Here is a 20,451-nt window from a genome sequence, read left to right on the forward strand (position 1 = left end):
GTCATCCCCATGAAGATTCTCGTCACCGGCGCAGCCGGGTTCATCGGCCTGCACCTGAGCCAGCGCCTGCTGGCCGCCGGCCATGCCGTGCACGGCATCGACAGCGTCAACAGTTACTACGATCCGGCACTCAAGCGCGCGCGTCTGGCGCAGTTGAGCCCGCTGGCCGGCTTCTCGTTCGAAGAACGCGACCTGGCCGACCCGGCCTGTGTCGCGCTGATCCGCGACGGCGGTTACGACGCGGTCGTGCATCTGGCCGCACAGGCCGGTGTCCGTTATTCGCTCGAGGCGCCGCTCGCGTACAGCGATGCCAACCTCGTCGGCTTTACCCACGTGCTCGAAGGCTGTCGGCACGGCAAGGTCGGCCAGCTGATCTTTGCCAGCAGCTCGAGCGTCTACGGCGGCAACCGCAAGCTGCCGTTCGCCGAAACCGATTCGGCCGACCACCCGGTCAGCTTCTATGCGGCGACCAAGCGCGCCAACGAGCTGATGGCGCACAGCTACGCCCACCTGTACGGTCTGCCGGTGACCGGGTTGCGCTTCTTCACCGTCTACGGTCCGTGGGGCCGGCCGGACATGGCGTACTACAAGTTCGCGCAGAAGATCGTTCGCGGCGAGACCATCGACGTCTACAACCACGGCAGGATGCGCCGTGATTTCACCTATATCGACGAGATCATCGACGGCATCGAGGGCCTGCTCGCCAGGCCGGCGGCGCCGGACGCGAACTTCGACGTGATGCAGCCGAAGGCCGGCAGCAGCTGGGCGCCGTACCGGATACTGAACATCGGCGGCAACAACCCGGTGCCGCTGATGGACTTCATCGCCACGCTGGAAAAGCACCTCGGCGTGACCGCGAACAAGCACTACCTGCCGATGCAGGACGGCGACGTGGCGGAAACCTACGCCGACACGCGGGCGCTCGAAGCCGTCGTCGGCCCCATCGCGCGGATTTCGCTCGACGAGGGACTCGGCCGTTTCGTTGCGTGGTTCAAGGACTACCACGGTGTCTGATGCGCCGTTCCGTCGTGCGCTGGTGATCAAGCTGCGCCATCACGGCGACGTGCTGCTGACCGGGCCGGTGTTCAGCACCTTGGCCGAGGCGCATCCGGGCATCGAGATCGACGCGCTGGTGTATTCGGATACGCAGGAGATGCTGAGCCTGCACCCGCACGTGCGCACGGTGCACACGATCGGCCGCGACTGGCGCAAGCTGGGCCCGCTGGCGCAGCTGTCGCGCTACTGGGGGGTGTACAAGGCGCTGAAGTCGCGCGACTACGACCTGATCGTCCACCTGACCGACCACTGGCACGGTGCGCGGTTGGCACGCTTGCTCAAGCCGCGTGTCTCGGTGGCGCCGAACGTGAAGAAGAACGGCGCACGCGCCAGCAAGACGTGGGCGAAGTCGTTCAGCGCACGCTATCCGGTCATCGGCGGCAACCGCCGCCACACCGTCGACATCCATCTCGACGCGCTGCGGCGGATCGGCATCCAGCCGAGCGAGGCGAGCAAGGCGCTGCGCTTTGTCGCCGGCCCAGATGCCGAAGCGTCGGTCGCCGCCAAGCTCGCCGGGCAGGGCGTGGCGCGTGGCGGATACATCCTGATCCACCCGACCTCGCGCTGGCTGTTCAAGACCTGGCCGGTCGCGCACGTGGCTGCGCTGGTCGACGCGCTGACCGCTCGCGGCGATACCGTGGTGCTCTCAAGCGCGCCGTCCGAGGCGGAACTCGGCTGGATCGCTCAGCTCAGGGCCAGACTGGCGCGGCCGGTCGCCGACCTGTCCGGCCAGCTGTCGCTGAAGGAGCTCGGCGCACTGATCGCCGGCGCACGCGCCTTTGTCGGCGTCGATTCGGTGCCGATGCACCTCGCCGCGGCATTGCGGACGCCGGCGGTGGCGCTGTTCGGCCCGTCCGGCGACATCGAATGGGGACCGTGGCGCTCGCCGCACCGGCTGATCACCGAGCCGTTCAGCTGCCGCCCCTGTGGGCAGGACGGCTGCGGCGGCAGCAAGGTCAGCGACTGCCTGACCGCGATCAGGCCCGAGCGCGTGCTGGCGGAACTCGACGAGCTGCTCGCCGAGGTGGACCGGTGACGGCGCCGATCCGGCTGGCGATCGTCCGGCAGAAGTACAACCCGCACGGCGGTGCCGAGCGCTTCGTCGCGCGCGCGCTCGATGCGCTCGCCAGCCGCGGCGCGCTCGACGTGACCCTGCTGGCACGGCAGTGGCAGCAGGGCGACAGTGGCTGGCATAGCGAAACGATCAACCCGCGCTATTCGGGCCGGCTCGGCCGCGACCGCGGCTTTGCCCACGCGGTGCAGAAGCGTCTCAAGGACTTCGATCTGGTGCAGAGCCACGAGCGCATTCCCGGTGCGACGATCTTCCGCGCCGGCGACGGCGTCCATGCGGTCTGGCTCGAACAGCTGTCGCGCGTGCAGGGGCTGCCGGCAAGGCTGATCCGCTTCTTCAGCCCCTACCACAGCTATGTGTGCCTGGCCGAGACCGAGATGTTCCGGCACCCGGCGCTGAGGACGGTGATCTGCAATTCCAGGCTGGTCCGCGACGAGATCGCCGACCGCTTCGCCGTGCCCGACCACAAGCTCGAACTGATCTACAACGGCGTCGATACCGACGCCTTCCACCCGGATCTGGCAAGTCACCGCAAGGCGATGCGTGATCAATGGCGCGTGCCGCAGGATGCGCCGCTGCTCGCCTATGTCGGCTCCGGCTTTGCACGCAAGGGTGTCGCGACCGCACTGGCCGCGATCGTGCCTTACCGGGATGTCCATCTCGTGATCGCCGGTGCCGACAAGCATGCCAGACGCTATCAGAAGCAGGCGCAGGAGCTCGGCATCGCCGCGCGGGTGCGCTTCCTCGGCGGTGTCGCCGACGTCAAGCCGGTGTACGGCGCGGCCGACGCGCTGATCCTGCCGACCCTGTACGATCCGTTCCCGAATGTCTGCGTCGAGGCGTTCGCATCGGGACTGCCGGTGTTCACCAGCCCGATGTGCGGTGCTGCCGAATGGATCAGCGAGGGCGTGAACGGCTGGACCAACGACGCGCTCGACATCGAAGGCTATCGCAGCGCGGTCGGCGCCTGGCTGGCGCGCCGCGACGAATGGCCCGCCTTGCGCCAGGCCGCGCGCAAGACCGCCGAACCCTATACCCTGGCGCGCATGGCCGGCGAGCTCGAAGCGCTCTACGCCCGCCTGCTGGCCCAGACCTGAAAAACCCGAAGAGAACCCGATGCGCATTCTGCATACCGAATCATCGTGCGGCTGGGGCGGTCAGGAGATCCGCATCCTGACCGAGGCCGCCGGCATGCTCGCTCGCGGCCACCAGGTGACCATCCTCGCCTGCCCGAACTCGAACATCTACCCGGCCGCGCTCGAACGCGGGATTCCGGCGGTGGCGCTGCCGATCGAAAAGAAGCGTGTCGGCAGCCTGCTGGCGATGCGCGGCTGGCTGGCGCAGCACAAGCACGAGTTCGACGTGATCAACACCCACAGCTCGACCGATGCCTGGCTGGCCGCCGTTGCCGGCGCGACCTTGTCCGGCATGCCGCCGACCGTGCGCACCCGCCATGTGTCGACCGACATCAACAAGAGCGCGACCACGCGCTGGCTCTACCTGAACGCGACCCGCCACATCGTCACCACCGGCGAGCGGCTGCGCAGGACGCTGAACCGCGACAACGGCTTTCCGCTGAACCGGATGACGTCGATCCCGACCGGCGTCGACCTCGAGCGCTTCACGCCGCCGCTGAGCCGCAGCGCCGCGCGCGCCAAGCTCGGCCTGGCCGACAAGCCGACCTTGGGCATCCTCGCGACCTTGCGCAACTGGAAGGGCCACGGCTACCTGTTCGATGCCTGGCCGGCGCTGACAGAACGCTTTCCGGACTGGCAGTTGCTGGTCGTCGGCGACGGCCCGCAGCGGCAGAATCTCGAGCGCCGTGTGGCCGAGGCCGGCTGGACCAACGTCGTGTTCGCCGGCAACCGTGACGACGTGCCCGACTGGCTGGCCGCAATGGATCTGTTCACCTTGCCGTCCTACGGCAACGAAGGCGTGCCGCAGGGCATCATGCAGGCGATGGCGTGCGGGCTGCCGGTCGTCAGCACCCCGGTCGGCGCGATCGCCGAAGCGGTGCTCGACGGCCAGACCGGCACGCTGGTGCCGCCGCAGGATGCCGCGGCGCTGACCGAGGCACTGGCCGCCTTGATGGGCGATGCGACACAGCGCCAGCGCTACGCGGCCGCCGGGCTGGCGCATGCGCGTGCCACCTTCGGGCTCGAGCGCATGCTCGACCGGATGGAAGCGGTGTTCGGTGCCGCCATCGCCCGATGAGCAGACACGTTCCGATCAAGCGCATCCTGGTCATCGTCGTCGCGCGCTTCGGCGACACCCTGCTGGTGACGCCGGTGCTGCGCCGGCTCAAGACCGCACATCCGGGCGCCGAACTGACCGTCATGGCCCACCATCGCCGTGCCGAGGTGCTCGAGCACCTGTCCTTCATCGACCGGCTGGCGACGATCTCCAAGCGCAGTGCGCCGTGGCGCGGCCGCTTCGGGCTGAAGCACTACGATCTGGCGCTGGTCTACGGCGACGATAGCGAATTCACCGATTACGCCGCGCGGGTGTCGCGCAAGGTCGTCGCCTTCGGTACGGGCGCCGCTGCGGCCAACGTGACGCTGGTGCCACCGCCGTCGAAGCCGACACCGGCGCAGCAGGAACGCGCCATGCTGCTCGCACCGCTGGATCTGGCTGTCGATGACTGGCGACTCGCGTACACGGTGACAGGGGCCGAGGCCATCAGGGCCGACGCGTGGGTCGCCGGCCGGCGGCTGGTCGGCCTGCAGCTGCAGAGCTTCCCGGCCAAGGCCTACCGCGACTGGCCGCTTGCGCATTTTGCAGAACTGGCCCGACGCCTGCTCGCCAGCTATCCCGACGTGCAGCTGGTGTTGCTCGGCGGTCCCGAGGGCCGCGACGCGGCGCTGAAGCTCGAGGCCGAACTGGCATCGGATCGCGTCAGCGTGCTGGCCGGCACGGTGACGATGCGCGAGAACGCCGCGATCATGGCACGGCTGGCGCTCTACGTCGGCGTCGATACCGGCCCGACCCACCTCGCCGGCGCGCTCGGCGTGCCGATGATCGCGATGTACCACGCCTTCCACCCCGGCTACCTGCTCGCGCCGTTGCAGCACCCGGCGCTGACCGTGCTCGAACACCCGGATGCCGGCGAGGGCGCGCGCCGCGATGCGCCGATGGCCGACATCGGCGTCGATACGGTCTGGGCCGCGGTCCGACAACGACTCGGAGACGCCTGAGATGTGCGGCATCGCCGGTTTCTTCCTCCCCGACGCCCTGCCGAAGATGGCCATCGACGCGTCGATCGACGCCCTGCGCCGCCGCGGCCCCGATGCCGCACACGTGATCGGCTGGCATCGCGACGGCAGCCGCAGCGACGCCGATGCCGAATACGGCCTGCTGCACCGGCGGCTGTCGATCCGCGACCCGCGCCCCGAAGCCGACCAGCCGATGCGCAACGACGCCGGCGACATCTGGATCTGCTACAACGGCGAGGTCTACGGCTGGGAGGACGACGCGGCGGCGCTGGTGCGCGACGGCGTCGTGTTCAACACCCGTTCCGACACCGAATTCATCCTGCGCGGCTACGAGCGCTGGGGCTTCGAGGCGCTGCTGCCGAAGCTGCGCGGCATGTTCGCGCTGGCCGTCCTCGACTGGCGCAGCCGCACGCTGTGGCTGGCGCGCGACCGGCTCGGCCTCAAGCCGCTGATCTACCACCACGGCGACGACGGCCGCTTTGCCTTCGGCTCGCTGGTCCGCGGGGTGATGCCGCTGGTGCCGGCCGCGGCGCGCACACTCGACGCCGACGGCCTTGCTGCCTATCTGGCACACCGCTACATCCCGGCGCCGCGGACGATCTTCACCGGCCTGCGCCGGCTCGAAAACGGCCACCTGCTGCGCTACGACCTCGACAGCGGCAAGCTCGAAAACCGGCCGTACTGGCAACCGGCAGCGGGCGAAGGCGAGCCGCTGGCCCTGCTCGACGAAGCGATCGGTCTGCGTACCGTCGCCGACCGGCCGGTCGGCGTGTTCCTGTCGAGCGGCGTCGATTCGGTCGTGATCGCCAGCCGGCTCGCCGCGCAAGGCCACAACGATCTGAGCACCTATACCGCCGCGTTCGCCGGCAGCACGCTCGACGAATCCGATGCGGCCGCCGGCATTGCCAAACACCTTGGCCTGCGGCACGAACGCATCGAAGTGCCGAACTCCATTGCCGCCGATTTCGACGAAATCGTCGCGACGCTCGACGAACCGTTCGCCGATCCGTCGGCGCTGCCGATGTGGTATCTGTCGCGCCAGACCAGCGAGCAGGTCAAGGTCGTGCTGTGCGGCGACGGCGGCGACGAGCTGTTCGCCGGCTACAAACGCTACAAACAGCACCTGCGCTCGAGCTGGCGCGGCGGTTTCCGGCTGCCACTGCCGTACAAGCCCGACGTGCTCGGCCGCAACAAGCTGGCGCAAGAGGCGGGCCTCTCGTGGGACGACGCGTACAGCCTGCGCTTCTCGGGCTTCGGCCCGCAGCAGCGCGCCGCGCTGATGCCGACCCGGCCGGCACGCGCGCACTACTGGCGCGACGGTGTGGCGGCGACGAGCCCGGTTGAATCGCTGCTGAACCGCGATCTGGCCAACTACCTGCCCGAATACATCCTGCGCAAGGCCGACCTCGTGACGATGGCGCACGGGCTCGAAGGCCGCGCACCGCTGCTCGACCACCATTTCGTCGCCAGCGTGCTGGCGCAGCCGGCGGCCAAGCGTTTCACCGATCCGGCCAAGCAGTTGCTGGCGCCGGCGATGGCCGGGCTGCCCGACGCGCTGAACCCCTTCCTGCAGAAAAAACGCGGCTTCAACCCGCCGCTGACGCACTGGCTGCAGACCGATCTCGCAGACCGCTACGCCGGGCTGGGCGCGCGGCTGGCCGTAAACAGCGACGGCTTGCTCGACGCCGTCGCCATCGATACGCTGGTCGCCGCTTATCGCGAAGGCCACGGCCGCTACGCCGAACAGGTGTTGCAGCTGTTGATGCTCGACGCGTCGCTGGCGCAACTGAGAGCCTGCTCATGATCTTTTCACGTCAGCGCCGGGTCGGAAAAAGCGCAGTCACCAGGCGGACGACACAGCCAATAGCCGGTTATTGGCAAGGCGTACAACGCAGTGAATGCGTTTTTTCCGACCCGGCCCTCCGGGTTCGGGGCAGTACCGGCGGTGCTCGGCGTTGCCAGCCGCTTGCGGTACTCGTACCGCTGCGCGTCCGGCGCCTTGCGCGCCATCCGGTACTGTCCCGAACGCTGACGCGAAAAGATCATGAACAGGCTCTGAAGCAACTGGATACGGAACTGCGATGAAAATCGGCTTTATCGACGTCACCGCGACGGTGTCGTTCGGCGGCGTGCAGACCGCCGTGTGGCAGCTGGCTGCGGCGCTGACCGATCTCGGTCACGAAGTCCACGTGATCGGCGGCAACGGCGACATCCGCCCCGATCTTGGTGGTCGCGACATCGGCGTGCACACCTTCGCCTTCCGCTCGCGCGAGCGTTTCCCGAACTTCGGCAGCCGCTTCCGCCGTCTGGCCGAGCGGTACAGCATGGCGCGCAACGCCAGGCAGGCCGTCGCCGGGCTCGACCTCGACTGGGTCGTGCTGACCAAACCGTTCGACTTCTTCTGGCCGATGCTGATGCCGCAAGGCAGCAGGACGCGTTTTGCGTTCATGAGCGGCGGCACCGATTTCTTCCGCGGCGACCGCAAGCTCGCCAAGCGTATCGACGCGTGGATGGCCTGCAGCCATTTCAATGCCTGGCAGCTGCAGCACCACTACAAGCGCTTCCCCAAGGTGATCTACAACGGCGTCGACGTCGGCCACTTCCGCCCGCTGGCAGCTAGCGCCAAGCGCGCCGAATTGGGCATTGGCGCCGACGAGTTCGTGCTGGCCTTCGCCGGCCGGCTGGTCGGCTGGAAGGGCATCCGGGTCGCGATCGACGCGTTGGCGCAACTGACCGACGTGAAGGCGCGGCTGCTGCTGATCGGCGGCGGCGATGCACTTGACGAACTGAAGGCGCAGGCGCAGCGGCTGGGTCTGGCCGGACGCGTGCTGTTCGTGCCGCCGCAGCCGCACGCGGTCCTGCCCGACTGGTATGCGGCAGCCGACGCCGGTGTATTCCCGAGCATCGGCGACGAGGCCTTCGGCATCACCATTGCCGAGGCGATGGCGTGCGGACTGCCGGTGATCGCCAGCCATATCGGCGGCATCCCCGAGGTCGTCGGCAACGAAGGCAGCTGCGGCGTGCTGGTCAGCCCCGGCGACGCGACCGCGATCGCCGATGCGGTCCGACAACTGCTGGCGCTGCCCGACCGCGGCCGGGCGATCGGCGAACGCGCGAGAGCGCGCATCGTCGGCCGGTACACATGGACGCAATCGGCACAGCGGCTGCTGGCCGCGCTGGGCGATGCGCAGGGAGATCGGGCATGAGGCTGGCCTATATCGATCCGCACCCGGTGCCCGGCGGTGACGTCGAGGCGCTGCAGATCCTGCAGAACGTCGATGCGCTGGCGCGGGTCGGCGTGATGGTCGATCTGGTCACGCCGACGGCAACGTTCGACACCCAGGCCATCCTCGGCCGGCCGCTGGCCGCCGGGGTGATCCTGCATCCGCAGATCGACTGGCGCCGTCGCTGGTTCTTCCCGGTCAACAGCAACCTGCCGTTCTTCATCCAGGCGGTGCGCTGGCTCAGGCGCCATCGCGTCGACGCGGTGTTCGTACGCAACCTCAAGCTGGCCGACTACCTGCTGGTGCATTGCCCCGGCGTGAAGCTGTTCTTCGAAACGCACGAGATTTTCGCCCAGACCTACCGCGAGGATCATCCGCAGCTGCGCGGCAAAGAGGCCGCCAAGCACGCGAAGCTGCGCGAGCGCGAGGCGAACGTCTACGGCCAATCCGCCGGGCTGTTCGCGCTGACGCAGCTGCTGATCGACGACGTGCGCCGCGACTACCGGGTGAACACGCCGGCCTGGGTCGCCGCCGACGGCGTCGACCTGACGGCGGCGAATGCCGGGTTCCGCGATGTGCCGTGGTCGCCCTCGACGCCGGCCCGATTGCTGTATCTGGGCAGCCTGCATCCATGGAAAGGCGTGCCGACGCTGATCGAGGCGATGCAGCATGTCGACGGTGCGCGGCTGACGATTGCCGGCGGCAATGCCGAGCGCATCGACGACCTGCGTGCGCAGGCTGCCATGCTCGGTGTCAGCGGCAGGATCGATTTCATCGGCACGATCGCGCCGGCGAAGCGCTTCGCACTGATTGCCGAACACGACATCTGCCTGCTGCCGCTTTCTGATACCAGCATCGCCAGCCGCTATACCTCGCCGCTGAAGCTGTTCGAATACATGGCGATGGCCAAGCCCATCGTCGTCGCCGACCTGCCGTCGATCCGCGAAGTGCTGGTGCATGGCGAATCCGGCTGGCTGGTTGCGCCTGCGTCGCCGCAAGCGATGGCCGACGGCATCAACGCGCTGCTGGAGCGGCCGGAAACTGCCGCAAGGCTGGCCGCGCAAGCGCGCGAACTGGCGCTGCAGTACAGCTGGGAAGCCCGGGCGCACCGGATTGCCGACGCCATCGATGCGACGATCGGCGACGCGCCCGCCGGAGCCGCCCGGTGAAGCTGTTGATGACGTGTGCGCCGATCCATCCGGTGCCGCCGCGCCATAGTGCCGCGGTCGAGTGGTGGATGTATCAGGTGGGGCTGCGCACGCAGCACGACATGCTGATCGCTTGCACGCACCAGCCCGGCTACGCGGTCGACGAGCAGGTGTCCGAGCGGCTGCGCATCCACCGGGTGCAGATCGGCCGGACGTACAAGCGGCTGTTCCAGAAATGGACCAAGCTCGACCCCTACGGCTACGCCGACCGGGTACTGGCACAGGCGCGCCGCAGCGGTGCCGAACTGGTCTACGTCCACAATTCGATCAGCACCTATGCCGAGATCAAGCGCCGCGCGCGCGGTCTGCCGCTGGTCTTGCACATGCACAACGAGCAGCCGGCGGCGACGTTGTCCGCCGACGACAAGCTGGTCGTACCGAGCCGCTATCTGCAGGACTGGTACGCGGTCAACAGCAAGGCACGCGACATCCGCGTGATCGCCAACGGCGTCGACCTCGACGCGCCGCCGCAGGCGCCGCTGGCGCTGCCACCGAGCGACAAGCGCACGGTGCTGTTCGCCGGGCGCTTCTCCGAGGAAAAGGGCGCGCTGGCGCTGGCCAATGCTTTCCTCGCATCGCCCGAACTGGCTGCACGCTGCCGGCTGCTGCTGGTCGGCGAGAGCGATCCGGCCAAGCTCACGGGGCAGCGCGCCGACTACGTGCGCAAGGTCCGCGATGCGGTTGACCGACTCGGCGATGGCGTGTTTGCCGGCTCCTTGGCGCCCGAAGGCATGCAGGCCGCATATCGTGCGGCCGATCTGGTCGTCGTCCCGTCCTTGTTCGAGGAGCCGTTCTGCATGGTCGCGATCGAAGCGATGGCCGCCGGCATGCCGGTGCTGGCGTCGCGGCGCGGCGGCATGCCCGAGTATCTGGTCGACGGCGAAACCGGCTTCCTGATCGGCGATCCGCTTGACGCGGCCGGGCTGGCCGGCGATATCCTGCGCGCACTCGATGCACCGGAGCGCAACGACGTGATTGCCGCGTCAACCGCGATGGTGCGCGCGCGTTTTGGCTGGTCGCGCATCGCCGCCGATTTCGACGCGTATTGCGCCGCCGCCGCGGGCGGCTAGATCCACTATCTCAGGGTTGTTCATGAAACGAGCAGTGAAGTCGGTCATCATGCAGGGCGGTCAGGGCGACGCCATCATGGCCGCATACGGCATGGCGGCGCTGCACGCGCTCAAGCCGGGCATCTTCGCCGACGATGTGGTCTGCTATCCGCGCTCGCTCGCCGCGCCGCTGATCCAGGCGCTGCTGCCGTGGGCGAAGGTACTGCCGATCGACAAAAGCAACGGCTCGGCGCACCCGCGCTTTTACACCAGCGCCGCGAAGACGACGCTCGGTTCGGCGTACAAGAACTGGTTCGGCCCGGACTGGATCAACAATTTCGCCGAGCGCCGCCGGCTGGCATCGACCGGCTATCAGCCACCGGGCGGCGCGGCACGGCTGGCGCGTTGGCTGACCGACAGGCGCCTGATCGGCAACACCCGCTGGCGCCGCGAAGCGCCCGATTACTACGCGATCAAGATGTGGGCACCGCTGGCCGAATACCACGGCTTCAGCGAAATCGATCTCGGCCGTGCGCTGTACGCGACGGTCGACGAACTGAAAGCGAACATCGGCAAGGCGCTTGGCGATTACCGGTCGCCGCTGCCGGTTCCGACGCTGGCGGTGTTTCCTAGCGGCGCGTCGTTCCAGACGATGCCGCCGGCGTTTCTGGCCCGGCTGGTCGCCGCGCTGCCCGGCGTCGAAGTCCGTGCCTTCTTCGGCCCCGGCGACGCGACCATGCCCGACTACACCGCACTCGGCATCGCCTGTGAAATCACGCCGACGCTGAACGACGTGCTCTACGTGCTCAGGCATGCGCCGGCGGTGATCACCGTCGACAGCTTCGTCTCGCACCTGGCGCAACTGTTCGCCGACGGCCACATTGCCGCGATGTCGCACGACCTGCCGGTGCATACCGCCCACCCGGGCGCCGCCAGCCGGATCGTGTTCAAGGCCATGCCCTGCGTGCCGTGCAACTACCTGCCCAAGGCCGGCCGGTGCGCGGCGGGGTTCGGGCAATGCGGCGTCTACGACCGTGACGACTATTTCGACCAACTGCTGCGGACGGTGCGCCGCATGATGCCGGAGACGTGATGCTGGTAATCAACAAGAACCCGATCGCCTACGGCCTGCTGGCGCTGCTGGTGATGCTGATGCCGCTGATGGCCAATACCGCGCTGCCGGGCCTGCGGAACACCAGCCTGGGCCTGCTGCTGCTGCTGTCGCTCGTGGCGCTCTACCGCAATCGTCCCAAGGTCGATCCGTGGCTGGCTGCGGCCTGGGCCGGCTACTTCGCGCTCAATACCGCCTCGCTCGTCATCACCGACGGCTGGGCCGACAGCCGCACCGAATACATCCGCAGCGTACTGACCCCGTCGGTCCTGCTGCTGTCGATACTGGCCGTCGCATCGTACTTCGATACCCGGACGCAGCTGAGGCTGGGGGTCGTCGCGTCGGCGCTGACGACGGTGCTGTATGCCTGGTCGGTCTATCAGTTATGGGGGGCATTGCAGGCCAGTCTGTTCAATCGCGACTACGGCTTCCGGTTCCTCGTTTTCTTGCCGTTTTTGCTGCTGGCACTGATCGGCAAGCTGGGTCGGTTCTGGACCGGGCTTGCTGCACTTTTGCTTGTGTTGCAGATCATCGCGATCGCGCTGATGGGATTCCGCGGTGCCTGGCTGGTACTGGCCGTGGTTGTCCCGCTGTTCGCTTGGCGGCATCTGAGCCGCAATGGCCTGTTGGTGCTGGCGGGGGTTGTGATTGCGACAGGTATTGTATCGGCCAAGCTGACCAGACAGTTCGCACCGCAAACCTATCAGTACGTCGAAGCCAAGTTGCGCCAGACCGATTCCTCTGGTCGGGTGGACTTCCTGTGGAAGCCAACCATCACCATGATCAAGGGTGCGCCCTTACTCGGCCACGGCTACGGCAATGCCAACTTCAGCAAGACCTTCGCCGCCGAGGCGCCCAAGCACGATGACTGGGTGTGGAAGGAAGCCACCCACCCGCACAACATCTGGCTTGAGGTCGCTTTTGCGACGGGCCTGGCCGGCGCCGCGCTGCTGTTGACGATCATGCTGCGCAGCGTCTGGTTGCTGTGGCAACGCAGCCGCGTAGGCGACCATCTGGCCGAAGCGGCGCTGCTGGGTCTGGTCGGCTTCTACGGCGTGCTCGGCATGACCGAACCGCTGGCGTGGGCGCCGCTCGGCCTGTTTGCCGGTATCGCGCTGGCGCAGTCGGCGCGCTTCGAGACGAAACCGTGACCCGCGTGCTGCTGATCCGTCGCGACAATATCGGCGACCTGATCCTGACCACGCCGCTGATCAAGGCGCTCGCCGCGCAGCCGGGCTGGCAGGTCGACGTACTGGTCAACAGTTACAACGGGGCGATTCTCGACGGCAATCCGGACGTCGCGCGCGTCTACCGCTACAAGAAGCTGCATCACCGCGATGCCGGCGAGTCCGCGTGGCAGGTGATCGCCGAACGCATCCGCACGGTGCTGGACATCCGCCGTGCGGGCTACGATATCGCGATCGTCGCCAAGGAGGCATGGGACAAGCGGCCGCTGCAGTGGGCAACGCTGTCCGGCGCAAAGCGCATCGTCGCGCTGTGCGATGCCGGCCGGCCCGGCCACCCGCGCATCACCGATCTGGTGCCTGCACCGGAATTCGGCAGCGAGCATCTGGTCGAACGGCTGCACCGGCTGCTGGCACCGCTCGGCATCCATGCGTCGCCCGGCCCCCTGCGGCTGTTTGCCGATGCCGGCCGTGTCGCCGCCTTGCGGGCCGAATACGGCATCGACGGCAGCGTGCCGGTGTACGCGCTGCAGCTCAGCGCCCGCAAGGTCAAGCAGCGCTGGCCGGTCGAACGGCTGGCCGAACTCGCGCGACGGCTGACCGCATCGGGGCCATGCCGGCTGGTGATCCTGTGGTCGCCCGGTGCCGCCGACGATCCGCGCCATCCCGGCGACGACGACAAGGCTCAGGCGCTGGTGGCTGCCTGCCCCGGCCTGCCGCTGCAGCCGATCCGAACGATGTCGCTGGCCGGGCTGATGGCGGCGATGCAGCTGTGCGATCAGGTGATCACCGCCGATGGCGGCGCGATGCACGTTGCCGCCGGCCTCGGCAAACCGGTCGTCGCGCTGTTCGGCAACAGCAATGCCGCAGCGTGGGCGCCGTGGGGCGTGCCGCACGAAATCCTCCAGACCGAGGAACGCGATGTGAACGCGATCAGCGTCGACATGGTCTTTGCCGCTCACCGGCGCCTGTGTGGCGTGGCCGACTAGCCGGGGGAACGCCGGGTCGATAGACTTCGATCTTTAGCCTCCCATCGCCCGCCATGCCCGACCGTCAATCCGTCGGCATCGTCGCGCCGCAAACCGCGGTCTTCGACGCGCCGATCCAGCTCGCCAGCGGCGCCACGCTGCCGCGCTTCGAGCTTGTCTACGAGACCTACGGCACGCTCAATGCCGATGCGTCCAATGCCATCCTGATCTGTCACGCGCTGTCGGGCCATCACCACGTCGCCGGCCGCCATCGTGCCGACGACAAGGCGCCGGGCTGGTGGGACAACATGATCGGGCCGGGCAAGCCGATCGATACCGACCGCTTCTTCGTCATCGGCGTCAACAACCTCGGCGGCTGTCACGGCTCGACCGGGCCGGCGAGCATCGACCCGGAGACCGGCACGCCCTATGGCTCGCGCTTTCCGGTGCTGCTGGTGGCCGACTGGGTGCAGACGCAGGCGATGCTGGCCGACCGGCTCGGCATCCGCCAGTTCGCGGCGATCATCGGCGGCAGCCTCGGCGGCATGCAGGCGCTGCGCTGGGCGATCACCCATCCGGAGCGCGTCCGCCACGCGCTGGTGATCGCATCGGCGCCGAAACTGACCGCGCAGAACATCGCTTTCAACGACGTCGCCCGCCAGGCGATCATCACCGATCCGGACTTCCACGGTGGCGACTTCTACGGCTTCAACACCGTGCCGCGCCGCGGGCTGCGGCTGGCGCGCATGCTCGGCCACATCACCTATCTCAGTGACGACGGCATGGGCGAGAAATTCGGCCGGCTGCTGCGCTCGGGCGAGTACAAGTTCGGTTACGACGTCGAGTTCGAGATCGAATCCTACCTGCGCTACCAGGGCGACAAGTTCTCCGACTACTTCGACGCCAACACCTACCTCTTGATGACCAAGGCGCTCGACTACTTCGACCCGGCACGGCACTACGGCGGCGACCTGGCCGAGGCGATGCGCCAGGCGCAGGCGCGCTTTCTGGTCGTCTCGTTCACGACCGACTGGCGCTTCGCGCCAGACCGTTCGCGCGAGATCGTCAAGGCGCTGCTCGACGCGAAGAAGGACGTCAGCTACGCCGAGATCGAATCGGCGCACGGCCACGACGCCTTCCTGATGGAGGACGCGCCCTACCACGCGCTGATGCGCGGCTATCTCGCGCGCATCGCCGACGAGGTCAACCCGCTGCCGCAGGAGGCCCGCGCATGAGCACCGCCATCAATCCTGCTGCCAAGGCCGCCGCCGCCGCACCCGAACTGCGTCCCGACCTCAACCAGATCGGCCACTGGATCGCCCGCGGCTCGCGCGTGCTCGACCTCGGCTGCGGCGACGGCGCGCTGCTGTCGTGGCTGGCAACGCACAAGGACGTGCGCGGCTACGGCGTCGAGATCGACGTCGACGGCGTCGTCGCCTGCATCTCGCGCGGCGTCAACGTGATCCAGAGCAACCTCGAGGTCGGACTGGCGCAGTTCGACGACGACAGCTTCGACTACGTCGTGCTGTCGCTGACGATCCAGGCGATGCACAACATCGAGGGCATCCTGACCGAGATGGCGCGCGTCGGCCGCACCGGCATCGTCACCTTCCCGAACTTCGGCTACTGGGAAAACCGCTGGCAGATCCTGCAGGGGCGGATGCCGGTGTCGGAAACGATTCCGTACGAGTGGTACAACACGCCGAATATCCATTTCTGCACCGTCAGCGACTTCGATCGGCTATTGATCAAGCTCGGCATGAAGAACACCGGCCGCGTCGTGCTCGCCAACGGCAAGCGCGTCGAATTCATGCCCAACCTCTTGGGCAACCTGGCACTGGTGCGGTTCGAGCGCGAGACGAGGAGCTAGGCCCCCGTTCGCGCACCGTCCGTCGTTGCGCCGGAAGCGGCTGCGCAGGCATCGGCAAGGAGCGAACGTGGCGAACGGGGTATCTGGCCTCCGGCCTCCCGGGGCCGGTCGGATGTGGCTGGCGCTGCCGTGTGCGGTACTGCTGGCCGCTTGCGCCGGACCCCAGCTCGGCGAGCTGAACTGGCAGTCGCAGCGCCGTCACGGCGGCCCGGGGCCGAACCAGTTCGACAACCGCAACGTCTGGCACGACGAGCAGGGCCGGATGCATCTGGCGATCGTTAAGCGTGACGGACAATGGACCTGTGCCGAGGCAGTGCTCGGCCGGGCGCTCGGCTTCGGCCGCTACGAGTTCGAAATCGAGCAGTTGCCCGAGCTCGGCCCGGAGCTCGTGCTCGGCTTCTTCAATTACGCCAGCTATGGCACGGCCATCGACGGCACGAACGAGATCGACATCGAGATCGCCCGCTGGGGAAATCCGGATCATCCGAACGGTAATTTTACCGTCTGGCCGGCCGATCCGGCATTCGGCAAGCGCCATCACGGTTTCGAAGTCAGGCCGGGCGCCGGCCCGGTGCGCTTCAGCTTCGACTGGCTGCCGACCGCCGTCGACTTCGAGGTGAGTCAGGGCCAGACCGTACTGGCGCGCTGGCGCCACGCGCCGGAGAATCCGCAGGCAATGATCCCGCAGCGGCCGCTGCCGGTGATGATCAACTACTGGCTGTTCGAGGGCCGCGCGCCGCAGGTCCGGCCGCCGGAGATCGTCGTCACCGCCTTCCGCTTCACGCCGCGCCCCCGCTGACGCGGTGAACCCCGGCGCGGACGAACGGTCCCACCGGGATTCGCTTCACCCGCCACGAGACGGCAAGCCCGGCCCGCCCGCGCGGCTGCCGTCAGGAGAAACAGATGATACGTTGGGGCATACTCGGCTGCGGCAACATCGCCCGCCGCTTTGCGCAGGGTCTGGGTCACGTCGCCGACGCGACGCTCGCCGCGGTCTGGAACCGCAATACCGACAAGGCCGACGCGTTTGCACGCGAGTTCGGCGGTGCCGCCTACGCCAGCCTCGAAGGGCTGCTGAAGAGCGATGTCGACGCCGTCTACATCGCCACGCCGCACACCAGCCACGCGCGGCTGGCGATCCAGGCACTTGCCGCCGGCAAGCACGTGCTGTGCGAAAAGCCGGCCGCGATCAGCGCCACCGAGCTCGAAACGGTGCTGGCCTGCGCGCGCAAGCACGAGCGCCTGTTCATGGAGGCGATGAAGCCGCCGTTCTATCCGCTGTACCGCAAGCTGCGCGAGCATCTGGCGCTCGACCCCGTCGGCCCGGTCGGCTTCGTGCGCGCCGGCTTCGCCAACCCCGGCGTGCCGCGCGAACACATGCTGTGGGATCCGGAGATGGCCGGCGGCAGCCTGCTCGACATCGGCATCTACAGCGCCTTCCTCGCGGTCGACTGGCTCGGTCCGGTCCGCGACGTGCAGGTGCTCGGCCGGCTCGACGGCGGCGTCGATGCCTTTGCCAGCGTCAACGCCCGGCACGAGCGCGGCATCGCCCAGCTCTACAGCGGCATCGACCTCGCCGGCAGCGGCGACGCGCTGCTGTCGGGCCCTGCCGGCCATATCGTGCTGCACGAGAAATGGTGGAATCCGGTTCGTGCAACGATCCATTACGCCGATGGCCGCAAGGTCGAACTCGAAGCGCCGATGACCGGCAGCGGCCTCAATTACGAAACCGCGCACTTCGGCGCGCTGATCAAGGAAGGCCAGCTCGAGAGCCCGGTCGTCACCCATGACCATTCGCGCGCGATGATCGCGCTGGTCGACGCCGCGCGCGCCGGTCTCGGGCTGGTCTACCCGTTCGAGGACTGAGGCGAGAATGACCGTGTGGACGGCACCGCGGGCCGCGTAGAATTTCGGTCTGCACCGAATACCGAGGGAGCTTCGCATGATCCGCATCAGCAGCCATTTCGACTCCGGTTCGATCGACGTCATCGACGCGACCGACCCCGCCAACATCCGCCTCGCCCTGCGGCCCGACAATGCGTCGCCGTTCAGCCAGTGGTTCCATTTCCGCGTGTCCGGCGCGCGCGGTACCGACTGCGTGCTGAACATCGGCAATGCCGCGGACTCGGCGTACCCGGACGGCTGGCCCGACTACCATGCGGTCGCCTCGTACGACCGCGAAAACTGGTTCCGCGTACCGACCGACTACGACGGCCGGACGCTGACGATCCGCCATACGCCGCGGCACGACGCGATCTGGTTCGCCTACTTCGAACCGTATTCGTGGGAGCGCCACCAGCAACTGCTCGGCGGCGCGCTCGAAGCGTCGCCGTGGGCCGAGCTGCTGCCGCTCGGCGTTACGCCCGACGGCCACGATTTCGATGCGCTGAGGATCGGCGTCGACACCCCGGGCAAGCGCAAGGTCTGGCTGATCGCGCGCCAGCACCCGGGCGAGAGCATGGCCGAGTGGTTTGCCGAGGGCTTTCTCGAGGCGCTGCTCGACACCCAGAACGCGCTCGGCCGGGCACTGCTCGAGAAGGCGGTGTTCTACGTCGTGCCGAACATGAACCCCGACGGCAGCGTGCGCGGCAACCTGCGCACCAACGCGATGGGCGCGAACCTGAACCGCGAATGGGCGACGCCGTCGCCCGAGCGCAGCCCCGAAGTGGGGTGGGTGCGGCAACTGATGCAGCAGACCGGCGTCGACGTCTTCCTCGACATCCATGGCGACGAGGCGATTCCGCACAACTTCGTCTCCGGCTGCGACGACATCCCGTCGTTCTCGGCCAGACAGGCCGAACTGCAGGTGGTGTTCAACGCCGCATGGCTGACCGCCAGCCCGGATTTCCAGACCGTGCACGGCTACGAGAACGGCAAGTTCGGCCCCGAGACGCTGACGATCGCGACCAAGTGGGTCGGCGAGACCTTCGGCTGCCTCGCGTACACGATCGAGATGCCGTTCAAGGACACGTTCGACAGGCCGGTACCCGAGGTCGGCTGGAACGGCGAGCGCTCGCGCCAGTTCGGCGCCTCGGTGCTGGCGCCGCTGTGGGCGGTGGTCGACCGCTCGCGCTGAGTGCGGGGCTAGATGTGAAGAGTCAAGACGTTGTTTTTCGTTGCTGAGAGACGGGACATGGGCACGTGGCAGCCGATGCCGTGATGCGGACGGTGCCAGTTGTAATAATGATTCCAATACCTCAGGACTGCGCCGCGCTCATCCGAGTGTTGATAGGTTTGGCCGTAGGCCCATTCGCGCAGCGCGGACTGGATGAAGCGCTCGGCCTTGCCGTTGGTTTGCGGTCGGTAGGCGCGGGTGAACCTCTGCTTAATGCCCAGTTCAACGCAAACGCGGCCGAAGTCATGGGAGCGGAAGGCGGGCCCGTTATCGGTGATCAGGCGCTGGAGCGGTACGCCCAGCGTTTTGAAGTAGTCGTTGGCCGCACGCAGGAAGTCGATGGCGCTGGCGCGGCGCTCGTCGGGGTAGAGTCGGGTGAAGGCGATGCGACTATGGTCGTCGATCGCCACGAACAGATATTCCCAGCCGCTGTTTCGGCTGTTCTGGCGACGATCGCCGGTGATGCGATGGCCGACCTGCTCGAAGCGGGCGAGCTTCTTGATGTCGACGTGCAGCAGTTCGCCGGGCGTTTCGCGCTCGTAGCGCTGCACAGGCTCTGCGGGCTGCAGGTCGCTTAACCGCGATAGCCCTGCGTGTCGCAGCACGCGACTGACGGTTGCTTTGGACACGCCGATATAGCTTGCGATGCGAGCCTGCAGGAACAGCTTGCGACGCAATTCGATGATCGTCAGGGCAACGCTGGGCGCAATGGCACGTGGCGAGCGCTCGGGACGCGAGGATTTGTCGAGCAAGGCAGCCGCGCCGCCGACCAGATAGCGGCCCAGCCACTTGCGGGTGGTGACCGCGCTTACGCCATGGCGTGCCGCCGCCGCCGCGGTCGACAAACCATGCTCGGTGATGTCCTGAACCATTTCCAGGCGACGCAGATACGTCAGTCGGGCATTCTTATGTGTGTTCATCCGGTGTCTTGTTCTGTGACTGGGGGTTTGGCGATTTCCAGTCTCGCAGAACTTCTCCGGGTGAACACCCGAAACAACCTATTGAACCTTCACAGCTAGACGCGGACCGAGACCGACGTCGCCACGACGGCGTCGGTCGCGCGGCGACCGCCGGTGCGGCGATCCTGCCGGCCGCGGGTGTCGAGCAGCGCCTGCTGCTGCTGTTGGCGCCGGTCCTCGCCGTCGCGCCGGTCGTCTCCGCTGCGGCGCTCGACCCCGTTCCAGCCCTGGCCGACCGCGCGATACGCAGCCAGCGACCGCGGTGCGCGTTGCGGTTCGTGTACCGCGGCAACGGGATCGGTACGGAGGACGGGGTGCTCGTAACCGAGCGGTGATACGGCGGCCACGACGGGGTTCCTTCAAGATGACTTCCAATCAATATCGACTGGAAGTTGCACAACTTGATGGCAAGCCCTCCGGGCG

20 protein-coding genes are annotated in these 20,451 nt (G+C 67.6%); 17 read left to right on the forward strand and 3 right to left on the reverse strand.

Features of this window, described 5'->3' with window-relative positions; all coding sequences use genetic code 11:
* The first annotated feature begins 9 nt into the window (after positions 1-9).
* The 6 genes from BJP62_RS11535 to asnB are packed head-to-tail and all read left to right on the forward strand — an operon-like array spanning position 10 to position 7,144.
* Positions 10-1,014, forward strand: a complete 1,005-nt coding sequence (locus tag BJP62_RS11535; protein ID WP_070529775.1) for an NAD-dependent epimerase/dehydratase family protein — start codon at positions 10-12, stop codon at positions 1,012-1,014.
* A complete protein-coding gene (gene rfaQ, locus BJP62_RS11540; protein ID WP_070529776.1) occupies positions 1,007-2,092 on the forward strand; it encodes a putative lipopolysaccharide heptosyltransferase III in 1,086 nt (361 codons plus the stop codon). Before BJP62_RS11535 ends, rfaQ begins: the two co-directional genes overlap by 8 nt.
* Positions 2,089-3,225: a glycosyltransferase family 4 protein gene (locus BJP62_RS11545; RefSeq protein WP_205700890.1), complete on the forward strand. Its 1,137-nt coding sequence runs from the start codon at positions 2,089-2,091 to the stop codon at positions 3,223-3,225. The genes rfaQ and BJP62_RS11545 overlap by 4 nt, the downstream gene beginning before the upstream one ends.
* A gap of 19 nt (positions 3,226-3,244) precedes the next feature.
* Positions 3,245-4,342: a glycosyltransferase family 4 protein gene (locus BJP62_RS11550; RefSeq protein WP_070529777.1), complete on the forward strand. Its 1,098-nt coding sequence runs from the start codon at positions 3,245-3,247 to the stop codon at positions 4,340-4,342.
* A complete protein-coding gene (locus BJP62_RS11555; protein ID WP_070529778.1) occupies positions 4,339-5,322 on the forward strand; it encodes a glycosyltransferase family 9 protein in 984 nt (327 codons plus the stop codon). The genes BJP62_RS11550 and BJP62_RS11555 overlap by 4 nt, the downstream gene beginning before the upstream one ends.
* Before the next feature lies 1 nt (position 5,323).
* Entirely contained in the window at positions 5,324-7,144 is a 1,821-nt protein-coding gene (gene asnB / locus BJP62_RS11560) for an asparagine synthase (glutamine-hydrolyzing) (protein WP_070529779.1), read from the forward strand.
* Positions 7,145-7,149: 5 nt separating this feature from the next.
* On the opposite strand, the gene BJP62_RS18470 is transcribed toward asnB, so the two are convergent.
* Positions 7,150-7,404, reverse strand: coding sequence for a hypothetical protein (locus BJP62_RS18470; RefSeq protein WP_145927189.1), 255 nt, complete (start codon positions 7,402-7,404; stop codon positions 7,150-7,152).
* Between the two features lie 17 nt (positions 7,405-7,421).
* On the opposite strand from BJP62_RS18470, the gene BJP62_RS11565 reads away from it, so the two are divergent.
* The 11 genes from BJP62_RS11565 to BJP62_RS11615 all read left to right on the forward strand — a co-directional run bounded on the left by BJP62_RS11565 (position 7,422) and on the right by BJP62_RS11615 (position 19,030).
* Positions 7,422-8,546, forward strand: coding sequence for a glycosyltransferase family 4 protein (locus tag BJP62_RS11565; protein ID WP_070529780.1), 1,125 nt, complete (start codon positions 7,422-7,424; stop codon positions 8,544-8,546).
* Entirely contained in the window at positions 8,543-9,733 is a 1,191-nt protein-coding gene (locus BJP62_RS11570) for a glycosyltransferase family 4 protein (protein WP_070529781.1), read from the forward strand. The genes BJP62_RS11565 and BJP62_RS11570 overlap by 4 nt, the downstream gene beginning before the upstream one ends.
* Positions 9,730-10,842, forward strand: a complete 1,113-nt coding sequence (locus BJP62_RS11575; protein ID WP_070529782.1) for a glycosyltransferase — start codon at positions 9,730-9,732, stop codon at positions 10,840-10,842. Before BJP62_RS11570 ends, BJP62_RS11575 begins: the two co-directional genes overlap by 4 nt.
* A 22-nt stretch (positions 10,843-10,864) precedes the next feature.
* Positions 10,865-11,914: a glycosyltransferase family 9 protein gene (locus tag BJP62_RS11580; RefSeq protein WP_145927190.1), complete on the forward strand. Its 1,050-nt coding sequence runs from the start codon at positions 10,865-10,867 to the stop codon at positions 11,912-11,914.
* Entirely contained in the window at positions 11,914-13,083 is a 1,170-nt protein-coding gene (locus tag BJP62_RS11585; protein WP_070529784.1) for an O-antigen ligase, read from the forward strand. Before BJP62_RS11580 ends, BJP62_RS11585 begins: the two co-directional genes overlap by 1 nt.
* A complete protein-coding gene (locus BJP62_RS11590; RefSeq protein ID WP_070529785.1) occupies positions 13,080-14,105 on the forward strand; it encodes a glycosyltransferase family 9 protein in 1,026 nt (341 codons plus the stop codon). The genes BJP62_RS11585 and BJP62_RS11590 overlap by 4 nt, the downstream gene beginning before the upstream one ends.
* A gap of 53 nt (positions 14,106-14,158) precedes the next feature.
* Positions 14,159-15,319 (forward strand): homoserine O-acetyltransferase, encoded by a 1,161-nt coding sequence (locus BJP62_RS11595; protein ID WP_070529786.1) that lies wholly within the window; start codon positions 14,159-14,161, stop codon positions 15,317-15,319.
* On the forward strand, positions 15,316-15,954 hold the full coding sequence (gene metW, locus BJP62_RS11600) for a methionine biosynthesis protein MetW (RefSeq protein WP_070529787.1): 639 nt from the start codon (positions 15,316-15,318) through the stop codon (positions 15,952-15,954). The genes BJP62_RS11595 and metW overlap by 4 nt, the downstream gene beginning before the upstream one ends.
* Positions 15,955-16,066: 112 nt before the next feature.
* Positions 16,067-16,753 (forward strand): glycoside hydrolase family 16 protein, encoded by a 687-nt coding sequence (locus tag BJP62_RS11605; protein ID WP_070529788.1) that lies wholly within the window; start codon positions 16,067-16,069, stop codon positions 16,751-16,753.
* Between the two features lie 104 nt (positions 16,754-16,857).
* Positions 16,858-17,820: a Gfo/Idh/MocA family protein gene (locus tag BJP62_RS11610; RefSeq protein WP_070529789.1), complete on the forward strand. Its 963-nt coding sequence runs from the start codon at positions 16,858-16,860 to the stop codon at positions 17,818-17,820.
* Positions 17,821-17,896: 76 nt separating this feature from the next.
* On the forward strand, positions 17,897-19,030 hold the full coding sequence (locus tag BJP62_RS11615) for a M14-type cytosolic carboxypeptidase (RefSeq protein WP_070529790.1): 1,134 nt from the start codon (positions 17,897-17,899) through the stop codon (positions 19,028-19,030).
* Positions 19,031-19,038: 8 nt separating this feature from the next.
* Here the strand turns inward: BJP62_RS11615 and BJP62_RS11620 are convergent, their stop codons facing one another.
* Positions 19,039-19,989: an IS481 family transposase gene (locus BJP62_RS11620; RefSeq protein ID WP_070529791.1), complete on the reverse strand. Its 951-nt coding sequence runs from the start codon at positions 19,987-19,989 to the stop codon at positions 19,039-19,041.
* Between the two features lie 95 nt (positions 19,990-20,084).
* Positions 20,085-20,375 carry a hypothetical protein gene (locus BJP62_RS11625; protein WP_070529792.1) on the reverse strand — a complete coding sequence of 97 codons (291 nt, stop codon included), beginning with the start codon at positions 20,373-20,375 and terminating at the stop codon, positions 20,085-20,087.
* Between the last annotated feature and the right edge of the window lie 76 nt (positions 20,376-20,451).

Source organism: Jeongeupia sp. USM3, from assembly GCF_001808185.1.
In the GTDB taxonomy this organism is placed as follows: domain Bacteria; phylum Pseudomonadota; class Gammaproteobacteria; order Burkholderiales; family Chitinibacteraceae; genus Jeongeupia.

Bases quoted from the DNA above. Each gene is read 5' to 3' on its own strand.
- metW (WP_070529787.1), top strand. From the start codon at position 15,316: ATGAGCACCGCCATCAATCCTGCTGCCAAGGCCGCCGCCGCCGCACCC.
- BJP62_RS11585 (WP_070529784.1), top strand. From the start codon at position 11,914: ATGCTGGTAATCAACAAGAACCCGATCGCCTACGGCCTGCTGGCGCTG.
- asnB (WP_070529779.1), top strand. From the start codon at position 5,324: ATGTGCGGCATCGCCGGTTTCTTCCTCCCCGACGCCCTGCCGAAGATG.
- BJP62_RS11595 (WP_070529786.1), top strand. From the start codon at position 14,159: ATGCCCGACCGTCAATCCGTCGGCATCGTCGCGCCGCAAACCGCGGTC.
- BJP62_RS11565 (WP_070529780.1), top strand. From the start codon at position 7,422: ATGAAAATCGGCTTTATCGACGTCACCGCGACGGTGTCGTTCGGCGGC.
- BJP62_RS11580 (WP_145927190.1), top strand. From the start codon at position 10,865: ATGAAACGAGCAGTGAAGTCGGTCATCATGCAGGGCGGTCAGGGCGAC.
- BJP62_RS11605 (WP_070529788.1), top strand. From the start codon at position 16,067: ATGTGGCTGGCGCTGCCGTGTGCGGTACTGCTGGCCGCTTGCGCCGGA.
- BJP62_RS11550 (WP_070529777.1), top strand. From the start codon at position 3,245: ATGCGCATTCTGCATACCGAATCATCGTGCGGCTGGGGCGGTCAGGAG.
- BJP62_RS11620 (WP_070529791.1), bottom strand. From the start codon at position 19,989: ATGAACACACATAAGAATGCCCGACTGACGTATCTGCGTCGCCTGGAA.
- BJP62_RS11610 (WP_070529789.1), top strand. From the start codon at position 16,858: ATGATACGTTGGGGCATACTCGGCTGCGGCAACATCGCCCGCCGCTTT.
- BJP62_RS11570 (WP_070529781.1), top strand. From the start codon at position 8,543: ATGAGGCTGGCCTATATCGATCCGCACCCGGTGCCCGGCGGTGACGTC.
- BJP62_RS11615 (WP_070529790.1), top strand. From the start codon at position 17,897: ATGATCCGCATCAGCAGCCATTTCGACTCCGGTTCGATCGACGTCATC.
- BJP62_RS11535 (WP_070529775.1), top strand. From the start codon at position 10: ATGAAGATTCTCGTCACCGGCGCAGCCGGGTTCATCGGCCTGCACCTG.
- BJP62_RS11555 (WP_070529778.1), top strand. From the start codon at position 4,339: ATGAGCAGACACGTTCCGATCAAGCGCATCCTGGTCATCGTCGTCGCG.